This is a genomic window from Paraburkholderia susongensis (genome assembly GCF_900177725.1).
Taxonomy (GTDB): Bacteria; Pseudomonadota; Gammaproteobacteria; order Burkholderiales; family Burkholderiaceae; genus Paraburkholderia; species Paraburkholderia susongensis.
The window spans coordinates 73151-94266 of sequence record NZ_FXAT01000020.1; the positions used below are offsets into that span (position 1 = coordinate 73151).

General features: G+C 60.3%; 20 protein-coding genes and 1 pseudogene. 11 read left to right on the forward strand and 10 right to left on the reverse strand.

Translation table 11 applies throughout. The annotated features are described in order from the left end of the window. The first annotated feature begins 90 nt into the window (after positions 1 to 90). The 10 genes from B9Z01_RS33305 (at position 91) to B9Z01_RS33355 (ending at position 12956) form a co-directional block, all read left to right on the forward strand. Positions 91 to 1686 (forward strand): chromosome partitioning protein ParB, encoded by a 1596-nt coding sequence (locus B9Z01_RS33305; RefSeq protein ID WP_244196240.1) that lies wholly within the window; start codon positions 91 to 93, stop codon positions 1684 to 1686. Continuing rightward, a complete protein-coding gene (locus tag B9Z01_RS33310; protein WP_143809145.1) occupies positions 1683 to 2405 on the forward strand; it encodes a hypothetical protein in 723 nt (240 codons plus the stop codon). Before B9Z01_RS33305 ends, B9Z01_RS33310 begins: the two co-directional genes overlap by 4 nt. Next, positions 2347 to 2811, forward strand: coding sequence for a hypothetical protein (locus tag B9Z01_RS33315; RefSeq protein WP_085489771.1), 465 nt, complete (start codon positions 2347 to 2349; stop codon positions 2809 to 2811). Before B9Z01_RS33310 ends, B9Z01_RS33315 begins: the two co-directional genes overlap by 59 nt. Next, positions 2808 to 4373, forward strand: a complete 1566-nt coding sequence (locus B9Z01_RS33320; RefSeq protein WP_085489800.1) for a hypothetical protein — start codon at positions 2808 to 2810, stop codon at positions 4371 to 4373. The genes B9Z01_RS33315 and B9Z01_RS33320 overlap by 4 nt, the downstream gene beginning before the upstream one ends. Positions 4374 to 4667: 294 nt before the next feature. Next, a complete protein-coding gene (locus B9Z01_RS33325; RefSeq protein WP_085489772.1) occupies positions 4668 to 5729 on the forward strand; it encodes a PFL_4669 family integrating conjugative element protein in 1062 nt (353 codons plus the stop codon). Between the two features lie 121 nt (positions 5730 to 5850). Beyond that, complete coding sequence (locus tag B9Z01_RS33330; protein WP_244196233.1) at positions 5851 to 6240, forward strand: hypothetical protein; 390 nt, start codon at positions 5851 to 5853, stop codon at positions 6238 to 6240. 131 nt (positions 6241 to 6371) lie between these two features. Then, complete coding sequence (locus B9Z01_RS33335; protein WP_085489774.1) at positions 6372 to 6938, forward strand: single-stranded DNA-binding protein; 567 nt, start codon at positions 6372 to 6374, stop codon at positions 6936 to 6938. Between the two features lie 1269 nt (positions 6939 to 8207). Then, on the forward strand, positions 8208 to 9212 hold the full coding sequence (locus B9Z01_RS33345) for an AAA family ATPase (RefSeq protein ID WP_085489801.1): 1005 nt from the start codon (positions 8208 to 8210) through the stop codon (positions 9210 to 9212). A gap of 56 nt (positions 9213 to 9268) precedes the next feature. Continuing rightward, complete coding sequence (locus tag B9Z01_RS33350; RefSeq protein WP_085489776.1) at positions 9269 to 11563, forward strand: S8 family peptidase; 2295 nt, start codon at positions 9269 to 9271, stop codon at positions 11561 to 11563. 331 nt (positions 11564 to 11894) lie between these two features. Further along, the gene (locus B9Z01_RS33355) at positions 11895 to 12956 is read left to right on the forward strand and encodes a hypothetical protein (protein WP_143809146.1); all 1062 of its coding nucleotides are present in this window, start codon (positions 11895 to 11897) and stop codon (positions 12954 to 12956) included. Between the two features lie 170 nt (positions 12957 to 13126). On the opposite strand, the gene B9Z01_RS33360 is transcribed toward B9Z01_RS33355, so the two are convergent. From B9Z01_RS33360 to B9Z01_RS33410, 10 genes and pseudogenes are all read right to left on the reverse strand, one after another. Then, complete coding sequence (locus B9Z01_RS33360; RefSeq protein ID WP_167387611.1) at positions 13127 to 14050, reverse strand: AbiJ-NTD4 domain-containing protein; 924 nt, start codon at positions 14048 to 14050, stop codon at positions 13127 to 13129. Between the two features lie 48 nt (positions 14051 to 14098). After that, the gene (locus tag B9Z01_RS33365) at positions 14099 to 14287 is read right to left on the reverse strand and encodes a hypothetical protein (RefSeq protein ID WP_085489779.1); all 189 of its coding nucleotides are present in this window, start codon (positions 14285 to 14287) and stop codon (positions 14099 to 14101) included. Positions 14288 to 14840: 553 nt separating this feature from the next. Beyond that, positions 14841 to 15518: an arabinofuranosidase catalytic domain-containing protein gene (locus B9Z01_RS33375; protein WP_208626373.1), complete on the reverse strand. Its 678-nt coding sequence runs from the start codon at positions 15516 to 15518 to the stop codon at positions 14841 to 14843. Positions 15519 to 15541: 23 nt separating this feature from the next. Beyond that, entirely contained in the window at positions 15542 to 16714 is a 1173-nt protein-coding gene (locus B9Z01_RS33380) for a hypothetical protein (protein WP_143809148.1), read from the reverse strand. 5 nt (positions 16715 to 16719) lie between these two features. Then, positions 16720 to 16905: a hypothetical protein gene (locus tag B9Z01_RS33385; RefSeq protein WP_085489783.1), complete on the reverse strand. Its 186-nt coding sequence runs from the start codon at positions 16903 to 16905 to the stop codon at positions 16720 to 16722. Positions 16906 to 16915: 10 nt separating this feature from the next. Next, positions 16916 to 17155 (reverse strand): hypothetical protein, encoded by a 240-nt coding sequence (locus B9Z01_RS33390; RefSeq protein WP_085489784.1) that lies wholly within the window; start codon positions 17153 to 17155, stop codon positions 16916 to 16918. Then, positions 17152 to 17634, reverse strand: a complete 483-nt coding sequence (locus tag B9Z01_RS33395) for a hypothetical protein (RefSeq protein ID WP_143809149.1) — start codon at positions 17632 to 17634, stop codon at positions 17152 to 17154. The genes B9Z01_RS33390 and B9Z01_RS33395 overlap by 4 nt, the downstream gene beginning before the upstream one ends. Then, entirely contained in the window at positions 17604 to 18104 is a 501-nt protein-coding gene (locus tag B9Z01_RS36580) for a hypothetical protein (RefSeq protein WP_085489786.1), read from the reverse strand. Before B9Z01_RS36580 ends, B9Z01_RS33395 begins: the two co-directional genes overlap by 31 nt. Before the next feature lie 143 nt (positions 18105 to 18247). Continuing rightward, positions 18248 to 18772, reverse strand: a pseudogene (locus B9Z01_RS33405) (baseplate wedge 1 family protein); the annotation flags it as partial. Continuing rightward, complete coding sequence (locus B9Z01_RS33410; RefSeq protein WP_244196234.1) at positions 18769 to 19752, reverse strand: baseplate J/gp47 family protein; 984 nt, start codon at positions 19750 to 19752, stop codon at positions 18769 to 18771. The pseudogene B9Z01_RS33405 and the gene B9Z01_RS33410, both read right to left, overlap by 4 nt. A 396-nt stretch (positions 19753 to 20148) precedes the next feature. Between B9Z01_RS33410 and B9Z01_RS36755 the strand changes: the two genes are divergently transcribed. Further along, positions 20149 to 20460, forward strand: a complete 312-nt coding sequence (locus B9Z01_RS36755) for a tyrosine-type recombinase/integrase (protein WP_143809157.1) — start codon at positions 20149 to 20151, stop codon at positions 20458 to 20460. Positions 20461 to 21116 lie beyond the last annotated feature (656 nt).

Sequence of the window (21116 nt, forward strand, 5' to 3'; positions counted from 1 at the left end):
GCTGCGAGGCGACTGGACGTTCACTCTCCGGGGCCACAGGCACGCGAACCGGAGCTTGCATCGGTCATCCGCTTGAGGATCACTGAGGTGATGGTCTATGAACGCAATCCGCGGCGGGTTTCCCAGGAGCGCATCGTTGAACTGAAGGAGTCGATCCGCGCAAACGGCATCGAGCAGATCGTGACCGTGACGCGTCGTCCCGGCGAAACCCGATACGTCGTCGCGAAGGGGGGGAATTCAAGGGTGACGGCAGCGGCGGCACTCTACGACGACACTGGCGACGACCGGTTCCTCTACTACGACTTTATCTACGTTCCGTATCCCGGAGAGGCCAGACTGCTCGCAGCGCACCTGCGCGAGAACGATCAACGCGCGGACCTGTGCTTCTGGGACAAGGCGAATGGCTATCTGGCGCTCAAGGCCGATATGGAGGAGGAGCGGGGAGCCATGCTGTCGCTGCGCGAGTTTTCGCGATTGCTCGAGGAAGAGGGGACGCCGGTCAGTCACGTCCTGCTCTCCCTGTTCCAGTTCGCCACCGATCGACTCCCGGCACTGGGTCCCGCCACCGCATACCTGAGCCGGCGTGCGCTCGTCGACGTGATCCAGCCTGCGATGGGTGCGCTGATGCGTCTCGTTCGCCGGATGGGGTTCGATGACGTATGGCTGCAACAGCATGTGATCGATCCAGAACTGTTGCGCGTGGCCGCCGGATTTACGTCTGGGACCGGCGAGGAACACCAGCCTGCGTCGCTGGATGCGGGGGAACTGGTTCGCGCCTTTCGGGTTCGCTGCGCGGACGCGCTGGGAGTTTCCATGGACGGTCTGGGCCGGATGAGCCATCTCCTTGAGCATGCTCCCGATATCGACGCGGATGATCTCCGGCAAGCTGGGGATCGGCTCGCAGTCGCAGGTAAAGCGGGGCGACCAGGTCTGCATTCGTTGAGTGTGGACCCGAAGCCTGCGTCCGTCGCCCAGTCACACATTCTCGGGAAGGCCATGAGCATGACCAGTGAAACAGCCGAAGTTGAGCCGCATGCAGGCGAAACTACCGGAGCCGGTTTCGCTGTTCATGACAGCCGGAAGGATTTCTCATCGGACGATGAGCACCCGTCCAGCGTTTCGATAAACAGTTCATCGGCTCGGGCGGCTGCGTCGGAGACGGGCCCGGATCTGGCCGCCACTGCCTTTCGCGAAGCATTGAGCGTTTTCGCGAGCACGTGCGGGCTGGATGGATGCGTGCGGGATGCGCCGGGGCTGCCCTATGGTTTCATGATCGAGCCACCCGCACCGGATACATCGCAACCATCGTTCGATGACCAGGCGCGCCTGGGTGCAGACGGACTGAACCGGTATCTCGGCTGGTGGTGGCTGGTCAGCCTGTCACGGCAGAACACGGCATCCGGCCTTGACCACGTACCGAAGCAGAGTGTGTACGCGCGGATGGCACGCGATGAGGACTACTGGGCGCGAATTTGTGATGCCCTCGTGGGAGAGCCTCTGCTGGGAGATCGCATGGATGTGATGTTTGCCGCCATGCTCAACCCCGACAGACCGGTCGGCTTGTGGTGGTCCGAACTCGTCCAGGCCGCCCGTGCCTTCCGGGTCGCTTACCCTGAACGTTTCTGCCCACCGCGATGGAAGGAGCTGGATGCAGTCGAACGGCTCGTGCGCGGAGAGGAATCATGAAGCCGGTTTTCTTTCCTGTGCCAGGTACGGCGATCGGGCACGTGGTGCTGCTGGAGCTGATACGGCTGTCGCGCATCGGCAGTAATGGATTTCACTGGATTAATCTGGACTGCAAAGTTTCATGTGGAACATCGAACGGTGTAGAAAACCAGGAGGGAACAGGCCTTCCCGGGTCCATCCAGCATGTCCTGGCCGACGCGCGTGCCGGGGTGCTGGCCGATGCGCTGGTGGCTTCGGGTGCGCTACGCGTACTGGTCGATCTCGATGTTCTGCAGCGACGCTGCGATCTGATCGGCCGGCAGTGGCACGACGAGCGTCTGCTGCACGCGTTTGTCAGGGCACAGGCCAGCGTCCCGATGATCCGGCAATTCTTCAGAACCGCGACGCGCTCCACGATCGTGCGCCTGCGCCGGGAGATGGACGTTCCTCCGCCCGCCAAACCACGCATGCCTACGCCCCGCGAGGTCGACGCGTTGCTGGTGCGCTGGAACGGACTACGGGACATCGACGATTTCCGCGAGCGTTATCTGGCGCTGCATCGCGAGTGCGGCGGAGTGTGGTCACTTGCGTCGCTTTTTGCTGCAGTGGACGGTGCAATGAACCCGGATGCGACGTCCTCGGGTTGCATCCGCTCTTCCCCGAACTCAAGGGAGTCTCATCATGTACGACATGCGCCTCGACCCGGAGGGCAACCTGCTGCCGGGCAAAAGCTGGGATGATCCGCCGGGCCCGCCGCCTGCCGAAACGGAACTGATGCTATCGATGCTCGACATGCCTGTCACGATCGACCGCTGCTTCGTCGAGATCTGTGGCGATATGCCGGCAGCAGCGGTACTGACCGAGCTTTCGACGATCGAGAGTGAGACCTGCCGCCGCGACCAGTGGCTGGTTGTTACGTCCAGAGAACTGGAACGACGTCTCGCCCTGCCGGAGAAGCAGCAGAGGGCAGCGCGTCGTGTGCTGCGTGCGAAGGGCCTGATTGGACACCGGAGAACGGGGCCAACGCACGCGGATGAGTATCGCGTGCTCTGGCCGGCCATCATGACCCTGCTGCGGCAGAAGGCTGCCGAGCGCACGGCGCACATCGCATGGCCGCCTCGGCGGCCGGAAGGGGCACAGCCATGACGCAAGGATCGCTGCCCTATATCGAGGACTTCGAGGATCTGTGGTTTGCGCTGAAGCCGTACCGGCCCATCGCGTTCGGGACGCGTCTTGCGCGGATCACGGGCCATCCAAAGGATGCCATGCTGCTCTCGCAACTCGTCTACTGGACCCGTCGCGGCCGCGATGTCGGCGGCAACGGCGGATGGGTCCACAAGACGCGGGAGCACTGGTTCGCGGAAACGGGGCTGTCGCGCGAGGAACAGGAGAATGCGCGGCGGCGTCTGCGCATCAGGAACCTCGTTATGGAATGGCGGGGAGGGCGCCCGGCGTGTCTGCATTACCGGCTGGACGTCAAGGCGATGTCGACGGCGGTGCGCGCCAACTGCCGGATGGTTGGGCCACTGCCCGCGTCGATCGAGGCGATCCGTACGGACGAAGGGGCGATGCAGGAACTGCTCGGGCCGACGGTGGCCTTCCGGCGGGTCTTTGTCGATCTCGTCGGTAACGTCAATGCGGCACTGCTGCTATCGCGGATGGTGCAACTGCAGCGTAGGGAAGCAGACCATCAGTCCACGTGGTTCACGCAGACCGGGATCGAATGGCAGCGCACGCTCGGGCTGAATCGGGTGCAGCAGGAGAACGCGAGGCAGCGGCTGGTCCGGCAAGGCCTGATCCGCGAGCTGACGCGTCCGCGGACCGGCAAACGGGTGTTCACGCAGATCAATGCGACGGAGCTGCGGCATCAGCTTGAGCGGCTCGCTTCCCGCGTCGATGTCCGTGACCGACTCGCGACCCGACGGGAACTGATCGCGCGCAGTGCCCGAGAGTGTGCGGCACCAGAAGCGGGGACACTCCCCTCTGTTACCCCGGGTAACAGCAGCCCGGCGGTGGCGGTGAATCTGCCTGGCGCGAGCCACGTCGGGGCGTGGCGAAACCCGCCAACCCAAAGTCGCCAACCGGGCCACACTCCGGGCTATACACCGGGTACGCAGTTACCGTCGGAGAGTCTCGTGCGTTACCGATGGCGACAAACGTACGTCTCCAACGCGCGCGCGTATAGGAGGATTACATATTCGACTACGACAACCACGGGGCTTGCCTTCATGAGCCGCGGTGCAAGCCTGGTTGTTGTCGGGGCGGAGAGATGTGCCGGAGTAGCACCGGGTGATGCCCGCGTCGACGGGCTTTTGTGGCCCGCCATGCTGCACGCGGCGGAGCGCCCACTGGTCGCGACGCACCTCGAACGCGTTCCTGTCCCGGACCGGCAGGTGCTGCTCGACGAAATGGCCGCCTGCCACCGACACCGGCCCGTGCAGTCACCGGTGGCGTACATCGCCGGGCTTGTGCGCCGCAGCCTCGCAGGTGACTTCGTGCCAGTACGAGCCCACCTCGAACGCGCCGCACGCGAACGTGCACGGGCAGACGAGGGGGCGGTGACTTCCACTTTCGATCACAACAGTCGCGACATCGGACCGGGGCGGTCACATGTCTCGACGCCCGAGACGGCGCGATTGCATCTTGCCGCCATCCGCGCCGGGCTGAGGCAGGGTCGGTTCGGGCAGGCGGGAGCCGGCCATGCCTGACGCCATTTCCGCACGCGCATTGGAAGCAGCTTCCCGCAGTCCTGTTACCCGGGGTAACACTCCGCGGTCCCGTTTTCTGTCCACTCATCCCGCGCAAGGCGGGTTTCAGCAGGGACGCGCAAAGCGCACGCATCGCCCCGTTTTTTCCCGCGCTGCCCGGCTGTTGACGCTGTTACCCCGGGTAACAGTCGCCGAGCAGCCTGCGGTTCCCGTACGCGATGAACGTCTGTTATATGGGGTAACACCCCGGTCGCGGTTCCCGTTCCATTGCTTCTGGTCATGAGGAGTCTCTCTATGGACACGCAGCCAGCCGGCGTCGACCCGTCCGTTGATGCTTTCGCCCGTTCTCCGTCGTCACCCTTTGTCGATGGCTACGACCTGGAATCAGAGCGCGCCGTGCTTGCCGATCTGATTGCTTCAGGAGATCCCGACCCCGCTGATCCGCTCTTCGGCCGGTACCAGCTCTTTCTCGAACGCGAGGAATCGCTGGATCACCGGAAACAGGAGCACGCGCTGCGTCAGGGCGGCGATCCGCTCGTCAGGCCGCACGAGGCCCGCGAGATCAACCGGATCGGCCAGCTCACGAGCGACGGCGGTGACCGCATGCGCCTGCATACACGTGATGCGATGCGCCTGTTCCTGGGGCGGGCCGTTGCCCCGGGTGAGTCCGGCCATGCCATGGCCGGTGGGCGTCGTGTAGCCGCGGCGTTGCGCGTACTCTGGTCGCTCTCGGGCAACGACAACCCCTATGCCGACTGGAAGCTCATTGAGATCGCCGGGCGCATCGCCGGTATCCGCCGTGCCAACGAACTGGAGCAGCAGCACGCGCGGCAACTGCTGGACGCTGCGCGTGAGAAGGGGCTGGATTTCGCCGTGCTGCAGTCGCGTGAACCCGCCCAGATGTCGTTGGGATTTGCCTCGCCCTACGGCTACATGATCGTGATGCTGCTGGTTGAGATCGACTGGCTCGTGCGGCTTGTGCGATCGGCCGTGCTGCGCGACCTGATGGCTTCCAGTGAAGGCGTGCGGCGGATCGGGTCCGCGAAGCATCGGTGCCTGTCCGTGTTCCATTTCGCGGTGCACTGCCAGCGGGTGCTCACCCGCCCCGAGCTGTTGCCGCTTTCGCGCGTCGATTTCCTGCCCAATGCGGATGCTGCCGCAGGCCAGCGGGTTGAGGCGGCGCGGGCACTGCTTGGTGTGGTCCCGCGGGATATCTTCACCGGCGAGCGTGAACCGCGCCACAGCCGCCGGCGCGTGAGCCGCCTGTCGGAGGCGGAACTGCGCCTGCTCGACAGCGTACCCCTGTCCGGGGACGATGCCGACGCGAAAGCTGCGGCAGACACCCTGGTGCAATGATAGGAGGACTGCGGCAATGACAACCCGGTCTTTCCATCTGGATCGACGTTCAAAGGCCTTTAAGGGTAAGGGGGAACCGCTGGGCGAACTGCCCGCATTGTCCCCATTGCACGTATCGCGCGTGGCGGGACGAACCGGCTTCCGGGTGCTATTGCGCTCGTACGAACACTGGCTCGACGAAACCGTGGCCGAGATGCAGGCGCTGGCGCAGGAGAGTGCGACAGCGGGACTCGATGCGTTGCTGCGCTGCGTGCGCGTGCCATTGGCGAGCGGTGCGACACGCCACCGTCTCGACTGGTTCCTGCGCGGCGAGTCGCATGCGGTGCCGTACTCGCGAGTGGAGTCCGGTTTCAGCCGCCTACCGGCGCCGCTACGTGCTTACCTGCAGCAGTGTCATTCGCGCGGGAAGGAACTCAATGCGCTCGAATCGGTGTTCCGTTATGCAGCCAGCCAGCTCGCGATGTATCTGGAGCACGGCACGGTCAAGGTTCGTCGGATGGACGAGGCCTGACCTGCGCAGCGGCATGTGCCGCCGCGATAACCGCAGGACCATCAGGCTGACGTAGATCAGCCGTTGACAACAGCAGGTAGTGGACAGCGCGTTCGATTCACTGGGGCAACCCATGATGAACGGAGTCCGCAATGGGCATCTACGCAGAACTGGTTGGCAACGTGCTGGCGTCGCCGACGATGAAACAGGTCAACACCGCCAGCGGCGAGCGGCGCATCGTCGAGCTGCGCGTCATGTCGGCCAGCTACCGACGCCTCGAGGACGGCACACTGGAACAGCGTGACGGGCGGACCTTTCCTGTCGACGTGACGATCTGGAACGAGCGTCTCACCGAGCGCGTGCTGCAGCACATCCGGACCGGTGCAAGCATCGTCGTGCGGGGCGATCTTTACGTCAGTCCCTGGATCACCCGCGAGAACGAGGCCGACGCCGGTGCTCACATCGACGCGGAATCCATCTCGCTGAATCTTGTGCGCATCGATCAGGTGGTGTACCGGCCGCGTCAGCCCAGGGACGCTGGCGATCAGGTCCAGGATGGCGCCCCGGTTTCGGACAGCCCAGACGAGGATCCTCCCGAGAGCGCTCACCGTCCGGAGCCCGAGCCGCCACAGGGCGACGCAACCGGGGAGAGCGCCGGTTCGCCCGACCAGTCTACCGGCCGACGGTCGCGCCGCGCATCAGGTGGCTCAACCCGGTAGCTCACCTCGCCATTGCGCGCACGGCGGTTCAACACGCTCCGTGCGCGGCTACCCTGTGGGAGGATGACGTGGAGCTCATGAATGTGGCGTGCCCGGTGTGGCCGGACGCGGAGGAGCTCAGGATGTTGCGGGCGCTGGTGCAGGAGGGTGTCGCCGCGTCCCGGCATGGTGCGTACGCTGCACAGTTTCATGGCTGGTGCATACGGATCTGTCGGGTCGACGGCCCGTTGCGGCATTCGATGCACATCGACATTCGCTCCCGTGATGGCACGGCGTGGGCACGGGGCTGCTGGTGGACGATTTACGTGGGCGGCGATGTGGTGTGATGGACTCGACATGCTGGATCGACCGACGTCTGTCACTCCGGCGACTGCCGTGTGCTGATGGCACGCATGGCGGCGTACGGAATACGGGCGCAGGCCGCGTGGTGGCGAGTTCGTCCTATTGCGGATTTCGGTGAATGTGATCAATCGGATCGGCAACGTGATCACCGACGTCGGCGTTCACGAACACTGAACTGGCGACTCGGCCGGGGACCGGTACCGACCCGTTGCTAACCTTCAGATTGGCGCCTGCTGAATGGCAATTAACAAAGTGCAGCCGCCATTTCAACCGACTGGTCACCGACAAGTTCTCGGCCATTGCCGCCGGTCACTGATCAGCGTTGAGGTGGCCACTGTAGGCTGCTGAGCGGCCATTCATCACTTCGCTGTGGTGGGTGCTGGTAGCGTTGGCGGATGCGTACACTCGACACAAGCGAGTCTTTAAGCTTTCAGGGAAGTAGATAGACATTTCCTCGGTGCATAGGCCACGAAGTTTCACGACCTGCTGATTCTGGCAGATCATCGATAGTCCAGCGCAGAATGCAGTGGTAACGTGAGAGTTGGCATGTACATTCCAATGCCACTGATTCCACCCGCCTTCGGATTTTCCGGGTCAATTTGCGGTTCGCTGGAAGAGTGTTGCCTTACGCGCTGTTCGAGTGTCCCTACAAAACGACCATGATCAGTGAGCTGACCTTCGCTGCGAGTTGCCTGCAAGTCTTCGAAGGTGCGACTGGATCCGTGGCCGCGAGTCAGACGAACATCCTGCGTAAAACAACCAACGAGTGAGCCTTGCCCTCGAGCTTGGGCAATTGAAAAGGATTCCGGCGGTTTCTTAACTAGCTGGCTCGATAAGTCGGAATTCGGTAACAAGGTGCAATTTGCTCTATACTGTATGTATACACATATTCCTTCGACCGCGGCAAGGCGCTGAGGGGCATTGATCATGGCGAATGGGAAACTGTTGCGACAACTTGTGCGAGCCGGGGTAGAAGGTGACCAAGAAGCATTCAAGCGAGCCTCGGAAGCGGTGATCGCTGAAGAACGGGACAAGCAGCATCATCTGCTGGCGAACGACCTTGAGAAACTTCTGTACGGGCGGCCAGCGACTGCGTCCTCTCTGTCAGTTCTCAACCTCGCGAAAGCAGTGCCATCCGATAAGGAGCGCGGTGTCGATCTGATCGACATGCGGCAACCGACACGCGAACTGACCGACCTTGTCGTGAATGGTGAAGTCCGATCGGCGATCGAGCGCGTGCTGCTTGAACACAACCGGGAATCAGCCTTAACCACCTACGGTCTTGAGCCTGCGCGGAAGCTGTTGTTTTTTGGTCCACCGGGCTGTGGCAAAACGTTGACAGCGGAAGTCATCGCGATGGAGCTTGGGCTGCCGTTGGCAATTGTTAGGCTCGATTCGGTGATCTCGTCGTACCTGGGGGAGACAGCGGCCAACCTTCGAAAGGTGTTCGACTTTATCTCCGCCCAGCCGGTCGTCGCTCTTTTCGACGAGTTCGACGCGCTCGCAAAGGAGAGGAACGGCGACGGCGATCACGGGGAACTTCGACGCGTGGTCAACGCCGTGTTGCAGATGATCGATGAATATCGTGGAAGGAGCGTTCTGGTCGCTGCGACGAACCATGAAGGATTGCTTGACTCCGCAATTTGGCGACGCTTTGACGAGACTGTGAAGTTTGAGATTCCCAATGCATCGCAAATAATAAAGCTCTTGCAAAGCAAATTGCGCGGAGTTCGTCGCAATTTCGAACCCTCGGATGCTTCGATAGCTTCACGTTTTAAAGGCATGTCGCATGCAGATATAGAGCGTGTCTTGCGAAGAGCCATCAAGGAGATGATTTTGCAAGGGCGCGAGTTTCTGGAGCAGTCTCATATTGAGTCGGCGCTATCTCACGAGAATAGGCAATTGACCACTTCAAGGCGTTGCGCAAAGTAGTTTTTTTAAGCATCCTTACGCAGATACCTATAGATGAGAGATCTGCGGGGGGGCTTATGGCATACAAGCATTTGCGCGTGGTGCGCGACGAACCGATCAATCTTAGAAAGAAGAGACGCTTTCCCGGTTTCCCAAAACCTCCTGACGCAAGGCAACACGGCACTCAACTCAGGCGAAGTCTGACTGAGCTAGTCGAAACGCCCCGGGATCCGGGCTTCGACGAGCGCAGGCTGTTGAGAGCCAATGTTGTAGACGGCTTCCGTCCGGAAGCATTGGAGGCCATTCCTGGTCTGACGGTTGTGAGTCAGGAGGAGAAATCGGTCGCTTTGCTGTTCAGTTCGGATGCTGCACTGGCACTTGTCGATCAGAGACTTACCGTGTTGGCGCGCGACGGCCAGGTCACTCACGCAAATCTACTACTTGCGGTCAATGGATTCGATTCGTGGACGTCCGCGGACCGCACCGGGGCTGCTCTAACCCAGCTTGGTCTGCCAAGCGAGATTTCATCTATCGTCGATGTTGAGCTCTGGCCGATTGATCGCGGGGATGAACGTTCGCGCATGATCGCTGCATTCGAGGATATGCTTCGCAGGGAAGCGATTGAGCAACTGGATTCGCTCAATCGGGAAAGCCTTGTCATGTTCAAGGTCCGCGTGTCTGCGGCCAACTTGCACGTCCTCTTGAGCTATCGGGACGTTCGCCTCGTTGATCTTCCTCCTAGTTTCGGATTTGACTTGAATGCGCTGCGACTGGACATCAACGAACTACCTCGGATAGCGGCAATTCCTGATGATGCTCCTGGCATCTGTGTTCTGGATACGGGAATTGCTGCCGGTCACCCGTTGCTGGCACCCGCAGTAGGCGATACAGAGAATTTCGTGGATCGCGGCCAAGATACAACCGACCATGACGGGCATGGTACCCGAGTGGCCGGTCTCGCCCTGTATGGCCGGATCTTTGACCTGCTTCCTGACCAGTTTACCCCCCACCTGCGACTTTTTGCCGGGAAGGTGTTTAGCAACAGTGGGCAAGATCAGACGCAATTCGTCGAAAAGGCGGTCGAAGAGGCTGTTGGCTATTTTCGCGAACAGTATGGGTGCAAGGTTTTCTGCCTAGCATACGGAGACGCGAACAAGGTCTACGACGGCAGGCATGTGCGTGGATTGGCGTACACGCTAGATCGCCTGTCGCGCGAATTCGACGTCCTGTTCGTCGTGCCCACCGGTAATCTCGCGCAAGGGGATCTGCCTGCTGATGCGTTGCAATCCTATCCTGGCTACCTGCGTGCCGATGAATTTAGACTTCTCGATCCTGCTCCCTCCATCAATTCGGTGACGGTAGGTGGACTTGCGCAATTTGAGCTGGATCATCAGGCACAGCGATTTCCGGAGCAGATCGAAACTACGCCGGTGGCCAGACGCAATCAGCCGAGTCCATTCACCCGGAGCGGCCCGTCTATCGCCGGTGCCATCAAGCCAGATTTTGTCGCGGAGGGTGGGAACGCTGCCCTGCACCATCTCCGGCGCCGATTTGAGTTTCAGCGCTTGGGGGTCGTTTCAACTTCACGGGATTTCGTTGATGGGCGACTGTTTGATGACGCGCCCGGCACGAGCTTTGCCGCACCTCAAGTCGCGCACCTCGCGGCGACAATCCTTAGATACGCGCCCGCCGCGTCGTCGAACACGTTGAGGGCATTACTTGGCGCTCACGCGCGGATACCCGGTGAGACGGATACCCTTTTGTCAGATGAGGGTCTGAAACATGCGCTGACTGGCTATGGGCGAGTCGAATCTAAGTATCTCTTTGAATCGGCTGACGAAGCTGTGACTCTGGTAGGCGAGGACGCCATTGCGTCGGACCATCATCACTTTTATGAACTTGCTCTGCCTGACGATTTCTGGGGAGGCCGGAAGCGACCCCGTGAAATATCTGTAGCGTTAGCCTACAGTCCTATCGTCAAGACAACGCGGATCGGCTACCGTGCGGTTCAACTCAGCTTCAACGTCGTGGAAGCTGAGAGTCTCGAGCAGGTTACTGGCTGGTTTAATACGAACCGCGTGGCCGTCGCGCGTAAGTTGGCTGAATCGGGCTTCGCTAACATCAACGCAACCAGTCGGTCTAAGGGCACGCTCCAGTGTGCCACTTGGACTTATAAGCAATCTGGGGCTCGGAGGTTGTTCATTGTTGTCACGAGGAAAGATGAACGTTGGAATCCGCGTCCAGATTTCGCCGAACAATATTCGCTAGCAGTGACGTTTCGTGATTTGACGAATCCGGAAGCGAATATTTACATACAGGTCCGGCAGCGACTGCGTCAGCGTGATCAAATACGCGTTCGGAGTACAGGCTAGCCAAACGGCGCGGAGCAGTCGAGTTGACCATGCAGACGGCGGCTCGTTCGGAAGGGACGTGCAACAATGAAGCAATTGCACAGTTTCGTTGGTTTCCGCCTGTCCAAGTTTCGGGCGACGCAAGCTAGGAGTGTTCCGTCGGACGACGTAGATCCGCTCATGCGACTACTACCGGACACTGTATCGTATAGCGTGCGAGCTTTATCGTTTACAAGAGGTTTTTTAAAAAATGTCCGGGGAAGCAGTCCGATAATGAGCCGACATAACGAACTAAAGCAACTTGACATCAAGTCAAGGAACCAACTGAGAGACATACTCGCGTCGGGCCGAGTTGAACAGGCTGCGCGCCGGACCGGGAAAGCGGCAGATATTGGCGCTAGAAAACGTTCTCGCCAGCCCAAAACCCGTAAAAGCCGCCGCGCGTTCCACGCCCTTCCCGAAAAGTCCTCCATTCAAAGACGCATTGCACGGCTCTGGCCCGAAGAATATGGACTTGCTGTTGGACTCCCTCAACGAGACCGTCAAGGCCAACAATGATCATTTGGCCCAGCAAATACTCTCGCTGCGCCACATAGACGAGACATTTTCCAGAATTGGTTTCGACATTGCGCCCAAGTTGTTCATTGAACACATCTCCAATTTTGGGTGGAGCCACGCGATTCTGCGTCGCATTGTTCTGGTACGGGAAAGCCTCGACGGGGAAGACGACGAAATCGAGCGGTTAGTCTGGAGTGCGGGTCTCGAGAGTAACAGCCTCGCTGTGACTTCGCTTATCCACGCGTACGCAACTGAGCAGAACTATCTGACTGTGAAGAGGTCCACGCTCAACGTCGCCGACCGTGGAATCATCAATCGATACAGTCGCGCCATCGCTCGTATTACTTTCCAACCGTTCGCCAAAGATCGGGATGATCTTTTCGCATTTCTGAGCGAAATAACTAGATGCTCGTTGGTTGACGCGACGATTTTGGTTAAGTTCAACTCGCACCTGTGCGAGCTATCGACATATTCTGCGATCCGGCAAGCTTGTGACATGCTTGGGAGGGACAGCGTGGTATCGGGCCTGATAAAGAACTACAGGACGGACGATCGTGAGAGCGAATATCTCTCTTTCAAGCAATGTGGCGTCTGGCTTGAGTACTCGATGGTTCTCAGCTATCGAATCTTGGTTGATCACTTCTACGACGCATCCCGCGATGTTATCGAACTGCTGCCTCCAGCGTTACACGAGGCGCTTGGCGATTGGATAGGAAGCCCGGACATTGGTGCAATCGTGATGCAGAGCAAAGTTACCAATCATAGACACGAGGAGCTCGCCGAGCTGGAGGCCTCTGGTAACGTCACGCGCTCAGCCATATTCAACTACTGGCTTGCAAGCTGTATCGCTATATAGCTCCTTTTGACCGAGGCTGGAATTGCCCTCAAAGCCCCGCCGGTTGGGCCACGAGGCATTCATCTTGGCGCGGCGGGGCGCTCGCTCTAATGCAATCCGGGGCCGAAAAGCCCGCCCTCGACTCGCTTGTCGTCTCTGCCTATGTAGCGAACAGGCGAGGAAATACCACGTTAAACTAGTTTGTCCGGGGTGACTTTTTTTGTCTCAATCACATACCGAATGAACGCAGTGCAGATGTGCAATGCAAATTCGGCATCCAGTACCTGAACGCTTGGGGTATACCGGCCGCCGTGCCGGATTCCGGGTTCGTCGTTGCTGTACTCATAGAATCGCTCAAGTACGGTCAGCAGTTTTGAGGGAAATACTCCCTCGTTCTTCATGTGCGCCAGAGCCTTGCCAAGCGTTGATGCTTTGGGGTATAGGACCCTACAAACGCTTTCGACCGCGCTGATCGACTCCTTGATCGAATTTTCCGGGTCCTTTGCTGTACCCAGGATATATGCGCGCGCCTTGTTGTAGTGGATGCGGGCTGGCTGGAATTCGTCAATCAACCTGGCTTCGGCGTCAGCAATGCGCGCCGCGAGGTCTTTTGGAAGCGCAGTTTCCAGTTCACCTTTCGCATTCAGTCGCCAGCCGATATTGTGCTTCGCGAACAGTTGGTTCACTGCACTGCAGTAGTGCGCAAAGCCAAATTGCTCATAGGAGGACGGGCCACCAAGGAGTTCGCTGACGTCGTTATCGGCCTTGTACGCTGGTTCGATCTCGCGCAACATCTCGCCAACTGTCTCCAGGCAGTCGTAGAATTGATACCACTCACATCCCGTTAGAGTCTCCTTGAGACCGTCGAAGCAGTTCCAGGAGTCCCAATCGTCGGAATTCATGGTGCGCCTTGTATCGAGGCATACCCGTTGGTGAAGTTCCTTTATCCCCAACGGTCGCCGTGCCTCATTCTTGTAACGACTATCTCCGTCCACAAACGTAAGATTGTCCAATATGCGCAATATATATTCTTGACGCAACCAGTCAGGTGCGTCCTCTACGATTGGATCTTTGGACCGGTTTGGGTCGAAGCCATGGCGGTGGGAAAATTTCACGATATTCGGCGGATCATTAATTTTATCGTGCTCAATAATACATGCGCTTTACACCGGCGGGAACGTGCTGGGTTGCCCGCCACGCTCGCGAAACTCGATTACCAACTCGATTACGCACTCGGGCGGTGTGGCATAGCTCTGCGTATCGTCCGCTTCAATCGTCAAGTCAGTTATGTTGTCGCGGTCGACGATCACGCGCCGCCGGTTTCGTGCCTCGATGGTCGCGCTCAGGTTCATTCCCTCCTCCCTTCAGTGACTGGACCGCCTGTGACGCGGGAATTGTTCCCGCTGGCGCGTCACGCGGCAATACAAGCGTGCCACTATGACCACCGAACTCGGCACGGAATTGTGATCGCCTTCGATGTAGACGAACGTACACGCGCCGAGCGTCGCGCAGGCAATCATGATTGCGGGAATTCGCACGATTTGCTCCATACGGCTCTAGCCATTTTGCGCGAGATAGACGTCACCGGTGTTCAGGCAATATCGTCCGTTTGTCGCGATACGGGATATACATGGTTATCCGCGAGCCGTCTCGCGGACGGCACGCAGCCAGCAAAACTGACATTCGGGTACAGCTGCCAAATTGAGGCGATGGCGAACGGGCCGTCCCCGGTCCGTACCGGGTCGCCGGTCACGGCGTCCTCCAATATTTCTGTTGATCGGCGTACAGGAAGTTCTGGTCGGAGGCGCCCAGCAGGGTGTTGAATTGCAGCACTTCACCGACCACAATCCCCGCTCCAACGTAGCCCGAAAAGGTCCCGACAGTGACCTGGTTTATTCCATCGCCCTAGATGCCCACGGAGCCGGTCGTCACCGTCCCATTCACGATGATGCTGCTGGACGTCGTGTTGTAATTTTCGTTCACGATATTGGCATCGCCCTGTCTCACCGCGTTCGCAGACGTCAGACCGGTGTTGTAGTCATACATCCTGTAGTAGTTATTGGCTCCCAGGAGAGACATGACGGTTGCATTGGACGTCCCTTCGAGAAAGGGGGAATTCGTCGACTTCGTCCCCGCGGGAAAGCCGTTGACCGATACGCGGGTGCAGGGCTGACTCACATTGAGGTGGTTCCCCGATGCGACGATGTACTGCCACGAGGAACTCGTCCCTGTGGAAAGGATGCCGGGCAGTGTCGAATGATCGGAGATGGCGTTGAGACTTCCTGCCGTCACAATCAGTGGTTGGCGGGCAGCGACCGATTGGGTCATGTTCTGACCGTATCCGGTCTGGTCGTACCATGTAACGATCCGTCCGTCTCCCGCCCCCACAAAGGCGAGCAGCGCCGTCGCGTTGAGATCGCCGCCTGCGGTAAAGCCAATCGGAGTGCTGGTACTGTCCGAGCTCCTCATGACAAGGCAGCAAGGACCGGAATACATTCCCGTCAATCGTCGAAGGCTCCAAGCGCCCGCTGGCCATATCGAAAGCGAATCGAGCGGCCCGTTGTAGCTGGGTGAAGCCGCCATGGGCAGTCTTCCGGCAAGCCAGCTCATTGACCCTGCCCCGCGACAAAGCCGTTATATGTCGCGCCGCCGTCCTGGGTATAAATCACGAATGTGTCGAGCTTGCCCGCGATGCCGGAGAGCGCTGGCACGATGCCCTGCGGCCAGTGGACGGACGACGGCCAGGTGATTGCGGAGCTGGTGCTGTTGTGGACGACCAGCACGAACTGGGCGAGCGTGCCCGAGGCCGGTGGATTCGTCATCGAGACGGTGGTGTTCGCACCCGCGGCGACCGGCAGGTTAACGAGGATCTCGGGTGTGCCCTGTACGATGGGCGTAAGGTCGAGCGCGACGTTCGCCGCGCCCGTCAGGTTGACGATGACCGTGCCCTCTGTCGAGAGCGTACCGTTTGCCGCGACGGCGAGACCTGCGCCCGCCATGACCGCCCCGAGGCTGGTGGTCGTCGCGGGAACGGTATCAATTTCAAGCATCTGCCCGTTCCAGTCCGTATGGGTGCCGACGCCCTGGCATTGAAGCACGCGCATCAGCGGATTGCCGGTGCCCCCCTGGAACTGGATCAGCGAGGCGCTCGTACCGGGAACGATGGCTTTCGCGTCCTGAATGATGGCCGAAACATTCCCGTTCGCATCGGGCGCGTTGGTATTGACGGTTTTAACCTGCGCCGTCGCACTCAGTGTGCCGTTGGCGGCTACCGCGAGGCCAGACCCCACGATAACGCCGCCGAGCGTCGTCGTCGTTGCGGGCGGCAACGTGAATTCAGGCGGAATCGTCGGCGTATTGATCAGGTCGTCGTAGTTACCGGTGGTCGCAACGACCGCGAGATTGGGCGTGCCGAGCAGGTCGCCGTATTGCCCGCTCGTTGCTACGACTGCGAGATCGGGCAACCCCTGCAAATCCTCGTACTGGCCGCTCGTCGCAACCGTCGCGAGGTCTGGCCGGTTCAGGATCTGGCCCGGGCCGCCCGTCGCGTTCCAGTCGGGATTCATCGGGAGCCAGCCGTGCGCGCTGCCATCCGTTGCGTCGGGGCTCGTAATATTGTTCTCGACGGTATTGATCCAGAAGCCCGAGAGCGTTGCGTTGAGCAGTACCGCCCCCTGTGGATAGCCGCCGACGTTCGGATCATTGGCGAACGTCGCGTCGTAGAGAAACGAGCCGCCCGCCTGCACCCAGCGGATCGTTTGCGCAAAGAGGAACAGCACGCGGTTCATATCCTGACCGAACGGCGGAATCCCCCCTGTAGCGGGCTCGTCATCGTCAGCGGCGGGAAGCCGTCGTTAAGCGAGGCGGCACCCTTCGTGATGCCGGTCTGCGACGCCTGCGGGATGACATTGCGCTGGCCGTTCAGCGCGAATGGCACTGGCATGAGGTCCGGAGTCTGGTTCGACTGCATTTCGTAGGCCCTACAACGTGACAGCGTTCGACGGGAGCGGCGGCGGCACATAGTCGCCTAGCTCGCCATACTGACCGGACGCGCACGCCGAGAAGATTTCCGCGCCATGGGGATGCGGATCGGACAGCATGGCGATGAACGGGACGTAGTCCGCAAACAGGTCGAACTTCACTTCGCAGGCAATGCTGCTGTGTCCGGCATCGGCCCATACGGGGTTTCGCACGTCGGTGTAGTCGAGGTAACCGGTCATGCGATCCTCGTCCAGATACACCAGTAATCGCCCCCTGATGCGGCGTTGCCGCCACTGAGCCAGGAGCCGGGCCGCCCCTGTAACGCTATGACGGTCCCTTCTGATGCGGACTGGCTGCTGTCGCCGTTTCTCACGATGAACGTCACGTAGCCGATGCCGTTCACGCTGAGCGGCTGGAGATTGCCCGGCGTCCAGGCGGAGCCCACCTGTCCCTCCAGCGCTGCAACGGCGTTGGAGACTTCGTTGATGTTGTTCTGCAGATTCGCGACGTTGCCCTGTAGTTCGGCCTCGAAAACTACGTTTCCTTCGTCGGTCTGGTCAACGGTCACGCCGAGTCCAGTGCCTGACGGACGCCAGCCGATATAGACCTTGTTATTGCCTTGGTTGACGCCGCCGCCCTGCTGCACAGGCGTGAAGCCGAGGACAGGCGGAATAACAGGCGTATCCGTCAGGTCGCTATAGCTGCCGCTTGTAGCCACCGCAGCCAGCACGGGGCGGTGGAGAATCTGCCCCGGGCCACTCGCGCGTTCCAGTCCGTATTGAGGGAAACCCAGTTGCGCGCGCTGCCGTCGGTTGCGTCCGGGTTTGTCGTATTGTTGTCCGCCTCGCTGAGCCAGAAGCCACCATAGTCGGCGCGCAGGAGCACCGCTCCTTGCGGATAGCCGCCGACGTTTGGGTCGGTCGCGAAAGGGGCGCTATAGACGAACTGCCCGCCAGCCTGGACCCAGCGGACGGTCTGCGACAGCACATAGAGGATGCCATTGACATCCCTGCCGTTAGGGGGGACGCCTCCGTGCGTCTTGGGCTGCATCGTCACTGGCGGAAAGCCATCGTTGAACGAGGCCGCGCCAGGCGTGACGCCAATCTGCGACCTCTCGGGAACATTGCTCCTGAGTCCGTTCGTTGCGAACGGCAACGGCACCAGGGTCGGGGTCTGGTCAGCTTGCATTGAGTACCCCTGTAGAGAACACCCCCTGATTGAAGGGCTGAAAATCCTCGGCTGGATTCGAGAATCCGAATACGTCGTCGGAGGCGATGACAAGGTTGCACAGTACGCCGGTCGGTCGTGGCAATACGCCCCGACTGCGTCAGGAACGCTTCCTCCAAGATCGACAGATCAAACTCGAACACATAAAGCATCGTCATCGAGCCAGTATCGAGCACGTAGCAGCGCCCGCGACCGGCAAAGAGATAGGCAAGCAGCCTATTGAGCGAGACGCACTAACAGTCCGTGATATTCGCCATCGCCCTCGTCATGACGAGGGTTCTGTAGGTCCCGTCGTCGAGTTCAACGTTGCGTACGACGGGTGGCGAGCCGTCGTTAAATACGCCGCAATTGAAGGGCTGAACGCCCTCGGTCGGGTTGGCCGGGTCGTAGGCCTCGGCGAAACCGAACTCGGCGGGCGGCAGCGCCGCCGCCACGCCGCGCTTTACATTAACGATCTTTTCCCATACGTCGAGGCCGTGGCCGATCGCGGTCGCGAAATCCCAGATCGTGTCGTAAAAGCTGTCGAGATCGACACCCGGGTCGAGCCCCTGGTTCAGGCAGTCGAGCAGCGCCGTAATGGTTGCGGAGTTCGCATACTGCGCGAGGAGTGTGTCGGTCCAGTCTTTCATGACGGCGTCACCTGGAGTACAGCGACGTTCGACGGGGCGAGCGTTGGATACTGGTCGATTCCGAACGCGAGCGAGGTTTGCGTGACGTCCATTGGATCGGAGCCGAGCGCAATCGAGAAAATATTGATGTTCGAGTCCGTCGCGGCGACGCCAGCGTAATAGCGTCCTGCATAGGTGATGGAACCGATACGTGCCGCAATACCTCCGTCTTCGCCATTGAAGGCCGAGACGATTGCCTGCTGGATCAGTTGCGTAATGTCGGCAGAGAGCTGGTTGTTCGCCTGGATCGTTACGGTGAAGAAACACTGTACGGGCGCGGGCGTGACCCACCTGACGACGTACTGCGGCTGCGGCGGGGCGTAGCTTGTGTCGTAGGCGATGTAAGTCGTATCGCCGTTGTAGTCACAGCCCGGGGCTTTCTTGCTCCAGATGGCCTGCGCGATCTCGGCGGGGGCACCGCCCAGCGCCGAGACGAACAGCGAGTGCGCGGCGAGCGGATAGTTCGTCGCACCGTATTGCACCACCGCGCCGGTCGGGTTGTCGAGGACGAACGCGTCGAGGACATTCGCCACGTTGAGAACCGCGCGATAGACCGACTGCACGCCATTCACCGAATTGATCGCGACCGAGAGGCGCCGCCTCGCCTCGAATGCGGCGCGACTCTCGGCAAGTTGCCCCGGTGTGCCCGCCGTCTCATTGGTTACGCGGTCCCAGCCCTGGGAGGCGGTAAAGATGCGCGAGAGCGCACCAATCGGGCATGCAATCGGCCCGAGCGTCTGACACTGGAACGGAACGTCGATCTGGCCGCCGGATGGGATCGTTGCCGCGACCGTCGACGAGTACAGATAGCCGTCACGTTCTGCGCGACGGAGCCCGCAGGGATGCGGGCACCGACGAGACCGATGCAGGCAGCAGTCACGACCGTACCCGAGGCGGCGATCCGGTTCAGGAAATAGATCCGCCCGATAGCGTCCTGCCATCGTCCGGTGGCTACGTCCGGGTCGACCTGGTTCGCGACTTCGAGGATATCGCTGTTCTTGTCGCCAATAATGGCGGTCAGGGACTGCGAGAGCTGCCCTTGCGGGGTCGATAGCCCCGGATGACTCCGCCGCCGAACGCCGCATCGAAATCGGCCTGTACGCCCGCGAGAATTGCGGATTCAGCGGGCGCGACCGGTCCCTGATCCGTGAACTGGATGGGGGGAACGTTGGTCTGCATAGCGAAGCCCGCAGCGTTGAAACGGCGCGTTAGAACGTAACGGTCCACAACTCATGATGGGCGACGATGACCGGACGCTGTATCTGACGATCCACGGCGAAGCGGTGGATATCAACACGCTGGCGTGGCTGGTGAACGGGTACATCAAATAGTCGGGGCTGGAGAAGAGCGGATCGTGTCACCTGTTCCGGCACACGATAGCCACGCTCATGCTGGAGAACGGAGCGGACGTGCGGTTCGTGCAGGCGATGCTTGGGCATGCGGACCTGAAGACGACGCAGATCTATACGCATGTGGCGATACGTGCGTTGGAGGAAATACACACGGCGACGCACCCGGCACGACTGGAACGCGCGAGCGATGCGCAGAAGGAAAGGCTTGCGCGATTCTGGAGCAGTGGGACACGACGGCCGTGCTCCGCCGGGTTTGCCGTCGGCCTTCGGCCGCCGTCAAACCCGGCGGGACGATGATGCGTGCAGGCGTGACACTTCTTAACAAAGGCAGGACGCGTTGCTGGCAGACTTGCGTCTTAAGGCCAGAAAATCTGCCGGCTCAAAGGTGTGTCGGGAAAAAACGGTTTGCAGGTGATTGATGCGTCGGGAGAAAACCGGATTCGAGAACGGTGGGCGTGTCGGATGCAAGCGTCTGGGATGAGGGTGGGACGGATCGTGTACTCGCGCATATTGTTGGCGGTGCGTTGATTGGTGGGCTGAGTGGCGGTAGCGTGTTCAGCGCAGTCGGCGGGGCAGCAGGCGCGGGTCTTACTTCGAAGCTGGCGAACCAACTGGACAGCCTTTCGAAGAGCGTGGCCGCGGAAACCGGATCGGATCTTTTGGGCAATCTTGCTGCAAACGTGGCGGCGGGTATGGGCGGCGCACTGGTTGGTGGTACTGCAGGCGCATCAACTGGAACGAGCGTAGATCTCTATAATCGTCAACTGGACCCCAAGGAAAAAACCTTGGCGCAGCAGTTGGTCGATGCAAGCGGTGGGCAATATACCGTGGCACAGATTGAGAACCAATTGCGTCAGATGGACATGAGCAACAACGGAACAACTGTATCGGGGGCACCAGCTACCTTGGTAGGTCAGACGCCGACCGACTCCGGCGCGCAGTGGATCTCTGCC